Origin of the sequence: Anoxybacteroides tepidamans (genome assembly GCF_014201465.1) — a bacterium.
In the GTDB taxonomy this organism is placed as follows: domain Bacteria; phylum Bacillota; class Bacilli; order Bacillales; family Anoxybacillaceae; genus Anoxybacteroides; species Anoxybacteroides tepidamans.
Window position 1 is genome coordinate 55,365 of sequence record NZ_JACHEP010000016.1, and the last position, 14,233, is coordinate 69,597.

Annotated in this window: 10 protein-coding genes and 1 pseudogene; all 11 read right to left on the reverse strand. The window is 42.9% G+C overall.

The genetic code is table 11. The features are described from left to right. Positions 1 to 7 precede the first annotated feature (7 nt). Positions 8 to 1,411: a glucuronate isomerase gene (gene uxaC / locus HNQ34_RS12550; protein WP_183255083.1), complete on the reverse strand. Its 1,404-nt coding sequence runs from the start codon at positions 1,409 to 1,411 to the stop codon at positions 8 to 10. A gap of 55 nt (positions 1,412 to 1,466) precedes the next feature. After that, complete coding sequence (locus HNQ34_RS12555; protein ID WP_183255085.1) at positions 1,467 to 2,162, reverse strand: GntR family transcriptional regulator; 696 nt, start codon at positions 2,160 to 2,162, stop codon at positions 1,467 to 1,469. 268 nt (positions 2,163 to 2,430) lie between these two features. Beyond that, complete coding sequence (locus HNQ34_RS12560) at positions 2,431 to 2,910, reverse strand: bifunctional 4-hydroxy-2-oxoglutarate aldolase/2-dehydro-3-deoxy-phosphogluconate aldolase (RefSeq protein WP_246364161.1); 480 nt, start codon at positions 2,908 to 2,910, stop codon at positions 2,431 to 2,433. Between the two features lie 69 nt (positions 2,911 to 2,979). Continuing rightward, positions 2,980 to 3,933: pseudogene (locus tag HNQ34_RS12565) on the reverse strand (sugar kinase). Between the two features lie 70 nt (positions 3,934 to 4,003). Beyond that, positions 4,004 to 5,512 carry a GH39 family glycosyl hydrolase gene (locus HNQ34_RS12570; protein ID WP_183255087.1) on the reverse strand — a complete coding sequence of 503 codons (1,509 nt, stop codon included), beginning with the start codon at positions 5,510 to 5,512 and terminating at the stop codon, positions 4,004 to 4,006. A gap of 17 nt (positions 5,513 to 5,529) precedes the next feature. Beyond that, positions 5,530 to 7,584, reverse strand: a complete 2,055-nt coding sequence (locus HNQ34_RS12575; protein ID WP_183255090.1) for an alpha-glucuronidase family glycosyl hydrolase — start codon at positions 7,582 to 7,584, stop codon at positions 5,530 to 5,532. A gap of 16 nt (positions 7,585 to 7,600) precedes the next feature. Then, entirely contained in the window at positions 7,601 to 8,488 is an 888-nt protein-coding gene (locus tag HNQ34_RS12580) for a carbohydrate ABC transporter permease (RefSeq protein ID WP_183255092.1), read from the reverse strand. Between the two features lie 11 nt (positions 8,489 to 8,499). Continuing rightward, complete coding sequence (locus tag HNQ34_RS12585) at positions 8,500 to 9,360, reverse strand: ABC transporter permease (RefSeq protein ID WP_409978377.1); 861 nt, start codon at positions 9,358 to 9,360, stop codon at positions 8,500 to 8,502. Between the two features lie 223 nt (positions 9,361 to 9,583). After that, complete coding sequence (locus HNQ34_RS12590; RefSeq protein ID WP_183255111.1) at positions 9,584 to 11,233, reverse strand: extracellular solute-binding protein; 1,650 nt, start codon at positions 11,231 to 11,233, stop codon at positions 9,584 to 9,586. A gap of 832 nt (positions 11,234 to 12,065) precedes the next feature. Then, a complete protein-coding gene (locus tag HNQ34_RS12595; RefSeq protein ID WP_183255098.1) occupies positions 12,066 to 12,857 on the reverse strand; it encodes a Nif3-like dinuclear metal center hexameric protein in 792 nt (263 codons plus the stop codon). A gap of 273 nt (positions 12,858 to 13,130) precedes the next feature. Beyond that, complete coding sequence (locus tag HNQ34_RS12600) at positions 13,131 to 14,126, reverse strand: endo-1,4-beta-xylanase (protein ID WP_183255100.1); 996 nt, start codon at positions 14,124 to 14,126, stop codon at positions 13,131 to 13,133. Positions 14,127 to 14,233: the final 107 nt, after the last annotated feature.

Below are 14,233 nucleotides of genomic sequence, written 5' to 3' on the forward strand. Positions count from 1 at the left end.
CCCCCATTTACGATAGATTAAAATACTGTTTTGCGTTAAAATAACATATATCTTGAACCATTTTTCCTAAAAAGACATAATCCGCAGGCGCCTCGCCGTCCTCCACCCACGTGCCGATTAAATTGCATAATATTCTGCGAAAATACTCATGCCGCACGTAGGACAAAAAACTTCTTGAGTCAGTCAACATACCAATAAACGCGCTCAATACCCCGATATTCGCTAAATCTTTCATTTGGGTGACGATGCCATCTCTATGGTCATTAAACCACCACGCTGCCCCAAATTGTATTTTTCCTTTGATCCCCACTTCATGAAAATTGCCGACTGCCGATGCCAACACGTAGTTGTAAGCCGGATTTAACGTATACACAATGACTTTCGGTAACTGATTTTCTTTTTCCAACGCATTGAAAAACGAGTTTAACGGCTTGGCAAGATGAAAATCATTAATCGAATCATAGCCAGCGTTCGAACCGAGCAACCGGAACATCTTCTCATTTGTATTTCGAACTGAACCGATATGGATCTGCATCACCCATCCTAACGATCGGTACAACCGCCCTAGAAAACATAGTGTAAATGTTTTATACTTTTCTTCTTCCTCTCGGCTGACCATAAAGCCGTCTTTTCTTTTTTCGAAAATGGCGCATACTTCATGCCAATCGCATTCCGCGTAAGGCATATATTCCAGCCCATGATCGGAGATCCGGCATCCAGCTTCATGAAAATAGTGAACCCGGTTCTCAACCGCTTGTAACAGCTTCTCATAATCGGTAATACGGATGCCTGTCACCTCGCCTAACTTACCGAGATAGCCAAAAAACGTCGGACGATTCACCTCTAATATCGCGTCCGGCCGAAACGAAGGCATCACCTTGACGTTGAACGTTCGGTCTTGTCGAATTTCCTTATGGTATGTCAAATCATCCAACGGATCGTCCGTCGTCCCGATCATTTCCACATTTGACTTGGAAATAAAGGAACGAGCCGAAAAACCTTCTCCTTTCAGCCGTTCATTGCAATGATTCCATATATATTGACATGTATTTTCATTTAACAGCGCAGCGACTTGAAAATACCGCTTTAACTCTAGATGAGTCCAATGATACAATGGGTTCCCGACGCAGTAGGGCACCGTTTTCGCCCATGCTTGGAACTTTTCATAATCCGTCGCATCACCAGTAATATACTTTTCATCTATCCCTAATGTTCGCATCACCCGCCATTTATAATGATCACCATCGAGCCAAAGATCCGTTAAGTTGTCAAACCGTCGATCTTCCGCGATCTCTTTGGCGCTTAAATGGCAGTGGTAATCGATAATAGGCAGCGACTTGGCATATTCGTGATAAAGGATTTGTGCGTGCGTATTTTGCAACAAAAAATTCTCATGAATGAACGGCTGCACGGCCTTCCTCCCTCCCTCGTCATATTTTTCGATCCCCTCGAATCCGCCTGCCTGTTCAAACAAAGTAATGCGGATATTGTTTTTTCAATACGTCTTTTTCAATGACAACAAGCTGTAAATGTTCCTCCATCACTTGTCGCACCTTTTCCGCTTCCTTATTCGCAATTAAACGGTAAATTTGCTTATGATGGGAAATAATGATATCCCAATCTAAATCGGAAAATAAACGAAGCACGCGCAGACGATTAAAATGGCTGTTTAAGTTTTGCACCATCTTCCATGAACGCGACATGCGACAGCCGTCAAAAATTGCTTGATGGAACTTCTCATCAAGTTCAAAAAGCTCCAAAAAGTTGCGCTTTTCTACACACAACTCTTGCATCGTAATATTTTTTTCCAACTGAAATAAGTGTTCCTCACTAAATTTCTTACATGCCAACGCGGCGACTTCCTTCTCAACGACTTCTCGGATAAATCGCCCTTCTTCCACATGTTCTAAATTAATTCGCGATACGATCGTACCGCTTTGCGGAATAATATCTAACAGTTCTTCTTGGGCCAATTTCAAAAATGCTTCGCGGACCGGAGTTCGGCTAATATGAAGCTGTTCGGCAATTTCTTTTTCCGAAATCTTCGTACCCGGTTCTAGCTCTAAGCGTAAAATTTTTTCCTTAAGCAAATCATACAATTGATCACGCGCCGATCCCCTAATTGAGCTTTTAATTTGCTGACTTTGTTGGGAAGTAAACATTGTCCTTCAATTCTCCTTTTCATCCGTCCGTTATACTAGTATGGTAGCAACATAACAAAAACAAGTGAAACAATATTCGCCTCCATATTTAATGTAATGAAGAAAATATTCCCTGTCAATCACATCGTCGATCGATGGGGCACACTTTCACTTTGGATCTATTTTGCCCGTTCTCTTCTTACGATGTACACGAGCTTTGAAGCACGGTCAACAATGGTCGTTAACTCTTCATCCGTCCATTCTCGTTTTGTATTGACTAATGAATTTCCTACTCCGTCAGCCTCTCCACTGCTCTTATATAATCCCCTATGTTCTCTTCATTTATCCCTCCTGTGACAATCAAAGGGATACGGGGTAAAGGATCTTTTAAACTTTTAATATACTTTGGACCCAATACATGTGCTGGGAATACTTTCACCAAATCTGTCCCGTGTTGAAAAGCAGTGACAATTTCTGTCGGAGTTAACCCGCCGGCAATGCTTACAGCTCCATACTGTTTTGTCGTGTTGATCACCTCGATGGACATCGATGGGGAAACAATAAACCGTGCTCCAGCTGAAATCGCTTGTCGTGCCGTTTCTCCATCTAACACCGTCCCCGCGCCCACTAGTATATCCTTTAACTCACGGGCCACTTTTTCTAATGCCGCTAATGCACCGGGCGTTTCCATCGCAATTTCTACAATCGGAATTCCCCCTCTTTGCAGGGCGCGGACATCGGAATAATATTTCCCAGTGTCACCCCACAAATAACAGGAACTACACCGATTTTTCTAATTACTGTCAAGATGTCCATACTGCTTTCTTCTCTCCTTCTATTATCGGGTGACATCTTCCCCGTGTTGATGGATCAATCGTTCCACTTCATCCCGTTCCGGCATGCCATCCACATCTCCTTCAACCATGGTCACTAGCGCGCCGACCGCGTTCGCCCGTTCGACCACATCGTACAAGCTTAAGCCATCTAACAGCACCGAAATCAATCCGGCCGCAAATCCGTCGCCCTTTCCAACCGGATCGATGACTTGTTCCACCAAAAATCCGGGAACAGGCCGATTCTCTTGATCGTAAAGTAGTGCGCCCCCTTCGCACCCAACTTAAGAACGACGAGCGACGCTCCGTTATTCAGAAATAATTTCCCTAACTCTTCTAAAGGCTGGGCTCCAAATAAGAATACCGCTTCTGCGATTCCAAGAAGCGCGATATCGGCCTGTGTGGCGATGCGGAACATCACCTCCTTCGCTCTGTCTTCCTGCCATAGCTTCAACCGTAAATTAGGATCAAAAACAATTTTCACCCCATGGCGGCAAGCCATAGCAATCGCTGAAAAAATAGTCTCTTGACAACTAACGCTTAATGCAGGCGTAATACCCATAATATGCATATACTTCGCTTTGGTAATGTAGTCCTCATCCAAATCACTGGGCGTCAGCCGGCTCGCCGCCGATCCTTTGCGATAGTAATACACTCTCCTCGTATCATTTGGCCGTCTCTTTATCTTTAAAATAGATACCCGTCGGCGCCTCTTTATCTACTTTGACTTGACTGACGTCCACCCATTCTCCTTGGAGAAAGGCCACAATCGCCTTTCCGAATTCATCGTCTCCTACTCTGCTAATCCATCCAGCTCGATAACCTAATCGAACCAAACTAACGGCGACACTCGATTCCGCTCCGCCGATCCTTCTTGTAAAAGTGACGGCCTGCCTCATTAAGCCTGTACTTGCTGGGGTAAACACCGCCATGGATTCACCAATGGTAACAACGTCCATATCGATTCTCCGTGTTTATTGTAATTTGTCAAAAAAGAGTCTAGCCATCGAAATCATTCACATAAGACTTTCAAGAGTATGAAGTAATTTGGCTGTCATCTATCCCCACATACGTATATGTTTCATCGTTGACCGGCTCTACCTCAATCAACGTCACTTCGTTTTTTGTTAAAACAACTGGCAAGCGAACTACACCGTCTTCCACTTTCATCCGTTTGGTTGTCACCTTCGGCTGCGCGACTTGACGCAATGTCTCGATCGCCCTTTGGCTCGGAAAACGAGGTCTCCCCATTTGTTTCCATACAACCCATGGATTACCGTTTTCTTCATCAATTGTTTGCCGCTTGATAAAGACATCGGCAAAGGAAAGAGGGATTTCGATCTCGATCTCTTTTGCAAAACCGTTCCCTTTTCTCATCACTAAATTCCATAGCACTAAGGCAATCGAACCGTCTTTTCGTCTCGTGACAATCATCTCTCGGTCGCGATAAAGCAACTCATCCCCCAATGCGTTAAAGAACGCAAATACATGAAACGTCGGTTTTGGAATCAAATGAAGCGCTACTAGACCAAAACCACCGTGAAACTGCGCTTTCGGGACATCCATTTCCTCAAAGACATCGCTGAATGTCCAGTAAGAAAAAGAGTCAACATATTCTCCACCTTCACTTAAAATCCGGGCGATATACGCCGCATTCAATACGGTATCGTGAACCGGGTTGATCGGACTATAGGACGTATTATATTCCGTAATGTGAAACGGCAAATGCGGAAACGGCGACTGGTTAATCAACTCACGGACCGTTTTAAATTGTTGCAGCATATCTTCTGGATCTTCTAATTCTTGATAATAATATTCGAATGTCTTTTTGTGCGGCGCTTTCGATGTATACGCATGTCTGCTCACAAAATCGACCGGTACATTTTCCTCAGCGCAAAAGTTTAGAAAATCGACAATCCACTCATCGCTTCCTCCACATATAGCTGGGCCGCCGACTTGAATGCTTGGATGCACGCTTTTTACCGCTGTCGCCGTCACTTTATATAGTTTGAAGTACTCTTGTTTATCCGCATTCTTCCAAAAGTTGACCAAGTTCGGCTCATTCCAAACTTCAAACGGCCATTTCTGTACTTCCTTGATTCCGTAGCGTTCGACAAAATGGGAGACGACCGCTACAATTAAATCACGCCATTGATTATAATCCTTTGGAGGCGTCACATTCCCTTTCCAATAAAATATCGTTTGATCTCCAGAAGCTAACGCGCTCGGCATAAACCCTAGCTCAATAAACGGCCGAATGCCTAAATCCAAATACGAATCAATAATTCGGTCAATATACGTAAAGTTATAGAAAGGTTTTACTTCTCCGTTGATCTCAACTTCCCGATAAATCCCAACGTCATCCGAAAGCAATCCGTGACCGCGAATATATTGAAATCCTATTTTCTCCTGAACAAGCTTCAAATGATCTAAATATTCTTTTTGTAAAGCAAGGCCTATCCTTCCGGTTCCGACGCAAAAATTCCAATTTTTCTTAAACGCTGTTCTTTCGTCATTCTGTACTTTAACGAACTTCATCGTCCTTCTCTCCCATCCTATTTATAAATCGTACGTCCGTATTGATCGTCGATCCCCGATTTACGATAAAAATACGTATTGATGACATCGCGCCATTCCTTGGCATGTTCAATCTGAATCGTCAGCCGTTCCAACACATCCATATACCGTTTTTCGTCAATTTTTCCTTTCAGCTGCTCCCACCGTTTTTTGAGCTGTTTTGCCTGCTCTACTCCGTCAAAATGACTGTTATAAATATGCTGGATAACCGTTTCACCCGATTTTAAATGATAGGTATACGGGACATGATGGAAAAACAGCAACAACTCATCGGGACAAGTATCCAATGATTCATACATGGCCGCATTCTCCGGAAAATATTGAGCGGTATATCCGGTTCCGGTTGCGATCGTCCGATCTACTCCGATTCCGTCGCGGTCAGCATAATGGTACGTTCCCCAATGGGAATATTCATATCCGTCCACATTCGGTCCATAATGATGGCCTGGATTCACCATCCAGCCGACACCAAGCGGAGCGGTATAGTTTTCGTAAATTCGCCATGAATCTAAAAGCATTCGGCTAATTTGCTCGACCACTTGCGGATCATCCCCAAATGTTTGCACGATCCATTCTTTTGCTATTTCCTCAGCAGATAAATCCGGAGCCCAAGCAAGTCGGCCAAATCCATACAAATTCGCTTGCGCTAGCGTATGACCAGTCCAGTTCGGGTCGTCGCCAATATTGGATACACCTGTCATGCCACTATACAGGTAACCAAATAAAGAGCCATCGATCACTTTTTTCACTTCTGATCCTTTTCCTTTGGCATACGTATCAAACTCAAGCACTTCTTTCCATTGCGGGACTAAAAAACATAAATGCTTTTGCTGGCCCGTATATTCTTGCGTAATTTGTACTTCCAGCAATTGATTCGTTTTCGGCATAGCGCCGAATAAAGGGGAAACCGGTTCCCTTACTTGGAAATCCATCGGGCCGTTTTTAATTTGTAAAATAACATTCGAATGGAATTGCCCATTCAATGGCTTAAAATGATCATAGGCGGCTTTTGCCCGATCGATTGTTCTGTCTCGCCAGTCTTGTTGGCAGTTATAGACAAAGCATCTCCAAATAACGATACCCCCGAACGGTTCCAGCGCCTCGGCCAACATATTCGCTCCATCCGCATGATTGCGTCCATACGTAAACGGACCGGGACGAAACTCCGAATCCGCCTTGACTACAAAACCACCAAAGTCAGGGATATAGCTGTAAATTTGGGCAACGGTTTTTTTCCACCACTGTTGCACGGACGGGTCAAGCGGATCAGCTGTCGAAAGCCCACCGATTTCAATCGGACTCGCATAGTTAATGCTTAAAAACGTTTTAATACCGTACGCCCGAAAGATGCCAGCCACTTCTGCCACATCAGGCAAAAACTTCTCCGTAATCAATTTGGTCTCTGTTTCATGAACATTTACATTGTTGATCGAAACGGCATTGATGCCTACCGAAGCGAGCAGTCGCGCATAATCTTTCATACGTTGTCTCTTTTTGATAAACTGGCCGCTTTCAAAGAAAATCGAACGTCCCGCATATCCGCGTTCAATGCTTCCATCCATATTATCCCAATGATTGATCATCCGTAATTCGTTTTTAGGGTGCTCCACGATGGACAACCGTTCAATGTTCTCCTTCATTTGCAGTAGGCGGAGAAAATGAAAGACCGCATACAAAACCCCTTTATCCGTTTTCCCGGCAATATATACACATAATCGCCCGTTCTTGACAAGCGATCGGATGACATATCCTTCTGAGCGAATCAATTCCTCTTCTTTTTTTCTAAGAAATGATCCGTTGACCTCTTCGTCCTCGAGCGTCCCGAGCCAAATAAACCCGGATTGTTCAGCATGTGGCACTATTTGTGGTCGAATACCAAACATGGACGTGATGCCTATCTCCAATTCTACAGCAGCGGCACGAAACACAGGAGACGCCCCTTTGATCACGATCGTCGCAAATAACGACTCGTTTTCCTGATACGCTTCATTTTTGTCATATCTCAACCAACAACGTTCATATAATTCGGACACGCCTGCTTCCTCCTTATCATTCTTTTTCCGCCCCTAACACAATCCCTTTCACAAAAAATTTTTGCACGAATGGATAAACGATTAACATCGGCAAGGCGGCGATAAAAATCTGCGCCGATTTGACTGTCCGTTCAGACAAATTTTTCAGCGTTTCCGCATCGACGCTCATTTTCGTGAAATCTTGCTGAACAATTATCGTTTGCAAAAATGTCGACAACGGATAATGTTTGACATCAGACATGTAAATCATCCCGTCAAACCATGAGTTCCAATGGAACACCATCGTAAAGAGCGAGATAGTCGCGATAGCCGGTACGGAAATAGGTAAATAAATTCTCAAAAAAATCGTGAAATGGTTCGCTCCATCCATGAGCGCCGCTTCTTCTAGCGATTTCGGCACAGAAGTACGGAAAAAGTTTACAAGCAATATTAAATTAAAGGAACTGACAGCCGACGGCAAGACGAGTGCCCAAATCGTATCGGTTAAACCAAGTTTAGTGACGACCATATACGTGGGAACGAGCCCGCCATGAAATAACATCGTAAAAACGAAAAACCACATATAAATCTTTCGGCCACGGAACACTTGATCACTTTTCGATAAAGGATAGGCTGCACATAACATCAATCCCATCGAGATCGCCGTGCCTAACACAACCCGAAAGAAGGAATTCCATAACGAACGCAAAAAGTTTTCATTGCCAATCGTCTTTTCATAGGCGTCAAGGGTGAAATCGACCGGCCAAAGCCCAACAAGATTCGCCGTCGCTGCGGCACTGCCACTAAAGGAAACCGCTAAAATATGAATGAGAGGCAAAATACAAAGAAAGGCAGTTACGGTTAAAAGAACATAATTCAAAATTGTAAATATTTTATAAGGCAAACTTTTCTGATAGTGGTACATATGCCTCCCCCTTAAAAAATTTTATAGTTGGCATACTTATATGCTAAGCGATATCCGGTGACAACGAGAATAAAGCTGATGACCGATTTGAATAGACCGACCGCTGTCGCATAACTGAAATCCCCGTTTAACAGACCAACGCGATAAACGTACGTATCGATAATGTCCCCTGTTTTGTAAACAAGCGGGTTGTATAAGTTCAAAATTTGGTCAAATCCAGCATTCAGAATGTTTCCTAGCGATAACGTACCGACAACAATAATGATCGGTAGCATGGAAGGCAATGTAATGTAAATCGTTTGCTGCCATCGGTTCGCTCCATCCACAATGGCTGCTTCATACAACGCCGGATTAATCGAAGTGATGGCAGCAAGAAAAACAATTGTGTTAAACCCGCACTCTTTCCAAACATCGGTTACGACAACAACCGTACGAAACCAGTCATTATCCCCTAGAAAGAAAATCGGTTCAATACGAAACAAAGAGGTCAATATACTATTGACAATCCCTCCCTCTGGGGAAAGCATATCGATTAAAATACCACCAAGGATGACCCAAGATAAAAAGTGCGGCAAATACACAATCGTTTGTACTGTTCTTTTGAATTTCATGACATAAACTTCATTGAGCAATAACGCAAAAGTTAAAGGAACAGCAAGGTTAAAAATAATTTTTAATATTGAAATAACGAGTGTATTCCAAATGACTTGACGTGCGTCCTCATATTCAAACATCGTTTTAAAATGCTCAAGACCTACCCATGAAGAGTTCAAAAATCCTAGCCACGGTTCATAATCTTGAAATGCCATCACAAGACCGAACATTGGAATGTACTGAAAAATAAAAACGACAACAATTGCAGGAAGAAGCATGGCATGCAGTTGCCAGCTCCCTTTTAAATTCCATCTTTTTTTCGTTTTCACTGTCACTATTCGTTCTTGCAAATCGATCTCTGTCTGCAAATCCCTCTCCCCCTTTCATGAATTGAGGTTATCCAAACATTCAAGCATGCTAGCATGTTGAAAAAAGGGCGGTGTAGACATATAGCACCATCATAATACTCTCTAGTTTGTCCGCACCGCGTGTCAATGATAATCACTTTTCTCCTTTTACAGACCTATACCATTCATTAACCTCTTTTGTAATCTCTTGGCCGCCCGATCCCTCCCATTTTTCAACAAAATTATCAAACTCGCTGAGCGGTACTCTACCGTAAATAATATTGGCAAATGTTTCCCTCTCCATTTTTGTGAGAAACTCCCCGCGTTTTTGCATTGTTTTCGTCGGAGGGCCGCTGAATTCGTTTTCAATTCTATATTGGTTTTGTTGGTTGACAATCGTAGCGGCTTTCATATACGGCTCGCCTTGAGACACAATTTTTGTATACTCATAAGCATTTTTCGGTTTCCGTTTAGTCGTATACAATTCTTCTGCCAAGTTATAAAGCATATATGGAACCGTTGGAATGTCAGTTGTTAAGAAATATTTACCTGGGTCAATTTTCCCTCTTGGAATTTGATTCGGATCATAGACAGGCTGACCATCTTTCATTACATAATCGTATCCTTCAAACAATCCATATTTGAAATACCTTGAATCATTGAAAATATAACTGTAAATAGCATCCCAATATTCAAAAAATTTGTCCATATGTTTGAAGTTTTTGTTAAATAAGAACATTCCTACAGTAAGTCCTTCCCCACGGCGCCCGATTTTGCCATCCGATCCGCTTGGTAGTGGATATGGCTCTACAATCGCACCCGGATTATTTTTGATTGCATCAGCAATCGGCCACCCGGCTCCCCATGGCGGAGCAGCTATAATCCCCGATTTCCCAGCGACGAAGCTCTTAATGGCTGTTTGTTCATCCAAAATTCCTATTTCTTTATCCAGATACCCTTTCTCATACCATTCACGCAGCTTAGCTAGCCCTTTCTTAATTGACGGCTGAACAGAACCGTATACTAAAGACCCATCTTCGCCTTTAGACCATGAGCTAGGTACATAGTTACCATAAGCACCGAAAACAAAGCTTCCATCAGCCAGCCATGTCGCTAAGCCATTTTTGCTAGCGAGCGTTAACCCAATTGTATCCTTCTTCCCATTTCCATCAGGATCTTGATTAACAAATGCATCCATAATTTTCTCAAGATCTTCGATAGTTTTTGGTGGCTGCAATCCTAACTTGTCGAGCCAATCTTTGCGAATCCATAGCAACGAATCTGAACCATTGCCTCCGGAAAAACGTGGGATGCCGTATCGATTGCCGTCCACGGTAGCTGGGTAAAACGCTTCTGGAAACTTGTTAAATATTTCCTTTAATCTTGGCGACGCATATTGTTCAATCGCCTTATCGACCGACATCACTTTTCCGGAACGAATTAAATCATTAATTAATAACCCATCAGAAACCATGAACACATCCGGAAGTTCTTGTCCGGATGAAAGCGCTAAACGAATTTTGTTATAATATTGCTCATCATTCGGCGCCGTCCATAATGTTTTTAACTTGATGCCCAGCTCCTTTTCAGCCCATCTTGTCACCGGATTGTTATTCACATCTTCGCCTTGCCTAAACTTCGTGTCATCCTTCAAAGTGCGAGCTGTTGTAATCGTCACCAGCTGATTTCCATCCTTAGATTGACTGGTACTATTTGATGAAGTAGGTTCTTTATCAGTACAACCCGCTAACATTCCAATTGCCATTATCATCCCCGTCATGGAAGCTAATAGCTTTTTGAACAATTTTCTCCCTCCGATCATTTTCATTAAAATCCCCCCTCGAATGACCGACGACTATACGGACAAAACGTTACCGCTTTTTTTGTTCAATCCCCCCTTTCATGTTATCTACTTTTGGTAAGCGATTTCAAAAATAATTTTACCATTCTAGTATGGTAGATTGAACAGATGAACCCCAGTTTCAAATCCATAACAATCTTTCCACACTTGTTCAGTACTATATAAATGCAATTTGGAACTTTAACGCTTTCGTCTTTTATGGAGTAATTCGGTATGTTTCGACTGTCGGGTGACCGAACAACCAACCGCTTCCAGACAAATGCATTTGTCTGTGAAGCGGTTGGTTGTTCGGTCCTCTGTCACGCGAAGGCAAGTCACAGACTTGCCTCCGACAGTCGAAAAAATAGGAAGTCTACTTTTTCGTCCGCCATAAGTTAAACCTCCCAGTTGTATTTATATATTATAGACATTCCATTTCGTTTATTAGTAATACTAGTATACTAGATCTATATTGATTATAAATGAATATTTACATTCTTTCAACACTTTTCAAAAACTTTCAAATTCAAAAAAGAGAAAATAGGGAGAAGAGCTTATTTTCAAATTCACAATAATCCCTTATCTCTAGTCTTGGTTGTCCATGTTTATTTTGGAATATCTATAATTTCCTAAAATATAGTTTCAGACAATTCATCAAAAATAAATCTATTTTTCTCCCTTTAACCAGAAAATTATCGAGCGATGTGTAATCATCATCGGCTATTCCCCAAAACATCAAAATGGAACCCCCGTTATCCGCAAGCAAACATTCTTTTGACGGCAAGAGGGTTCGGTTTTAATATATGGAAAACAGCGGTTTTTCTTTTACGTAATGTACAGGCAAGTGAGGGTATCGTTGGCGAAGACGCTTGCACAACAGTTTCATTCCCGGTTCTTCGCTTTCCGCATGCCCCAAAACGATCAACCCTTTCCGTCTTCCTTGATACAAGGCATCCCGTACATACTCGGGTGTCTCCCATTCCGGACCTTCCCCATAGATTAGAACATCTGCTTCGCCGAACAGAGGAATCGCTGTTGTACCGCCACCACGATAGCCTGCTAGGAGACCGACAGTTTCGCATGTTATGTCCGGTTCACCGATGACCCGAACAAAAGGAATATGGAGGCGACGCTTGACAGTCAGAACAAGGTCAGCCAACGTCAACTTAGGTAAAGTGACCACCGTTGCCACTGATCGATGCTCCCGGACATAAACTGACCATCCAAGCTCCCTCACAAGCCCTTCCATGACCAGATCCGGAAACGTGTGGTGCATATGATCGTGAAACCGGAATATCGCGAGTCCTGATGATTCGATCCATTGCCATTTCGTTTGGTATACGGGATCGTCCTTCGCCGGCTCAATTCCATCGTGATGGGAAAAAAACATGCCTTCGTGAACAATTACAAGATTGGCGCCCAGCCGAACCGCCTCCTCGAGTACAAACTGGGTTGGCATAAATGCGGTCACAATGCCCGTCACGATCACGCTTGGATCCCCGAATTTTAAGGTATCTACGGTTCCCTCCAACCTGTTGCTTGCCATTGCCATGCATTCGTTCATAATCTGTTGTACGGTTATATTCAAGGGCCGATTCTCCTCTCCTTTATCGTTCCTATTTGTCACTTCATAAAAGTAAATTTATAGTTAAACAGCAAATTTAAAACATATATGCAACGCTAGTGGGGCACCCTTTCTTATCACCATATATACGCACGAAACACTTTCGTAAAATTATATATTGTATCTTCCTTGAAGAAAGGGGACCTTTTGAGACAGCCTCTTTGTTGGTGTGATTGTTTACATTCTATTAGAAAAGGTGCTCTTTTTTCTATACATTATTTGGATTTTATTGGATAATCAACACGTGTGTACCCTCCAAAAGGATGGCTTCGGACGATGAAGTTCATCAAACAAAAACGGCCAGTTTTTTCTTCCTTTTACCGGAAAATTATCGAGCCATGTGTAATCATCAGCCACTCCCCAAAACGTCACACTCTGAATGACGTCCCGGTATTCCTTAAACAAGGAGAAAATTTGCCCATAGCGATCAGCCTGTTGCTCGATCATTAGCTCAGTTGGGTTTGTAAGATCTTTCCGATGATCATTGAACTCAAACATTGAGATATCCAGTTCTGTAATGTGAAGTTGAACTCCAAGAGAAGCATACCGCTCAATCGCCATACGAATTTCATCTAATGATGGACGGGTTAAGTTCCAATGGGCTTGCATCCCTATTCCATGAATTGGAATATCTTTGTCACGTAAAGATTTTACCAGCTTATAAATCTTCTCTCGCTTTTCCGGAAACGATTCATTATAGTCGTTATAAAACAGCAGGGCATCCGGATCAGCTTCATGGGCGTAGAGAAATGCTTGTTCAATGAAATCATCGCCAATAATTTGCCTCCATTTGGAAGGGCGCAATAAGTCGTCCCCTTCATCGTCGACAGCTTCATTGACGGCATCCCAGCAATACACTTTTCCCTTGTACCGCTGTACAACGGTTGATATATGTGCTTTCATCCGTTCAAGCAACACTTCTCTGCTGACAAAGCGGCCTTGGCCGTCATGAAACACCCAATCCGGGGTTTGGTTGTGCCACACGAGCGTATGCCCCCGAACCGCCATATTATTTGAAACGGCAAAATCAACGATCTGATCCGCTGTCTCAAACGTAAATTCTCCTTCTTCTGGCTGAAGATGTTCAAATTTCATATGGTTTTCTGCTGTGATGCTATTTACATGGTCTATCAACAGCTGTTTTTGCGTTTCAATGGTAATCGGATTGACCGCCGCTCCGATATGAAAATAGTCTTTATATGTTTCGCAAAGCGAGGGAAGCCGTTCTTGCATTTTTTATTCCCCCTCCTCCAACCATAAAATGCTCGTCACACCGCGCGGATAATATTTGCTTCCGCTAATTTCGCCTGCAATAATTTGGTCGCTCCAGCTCCAAATGG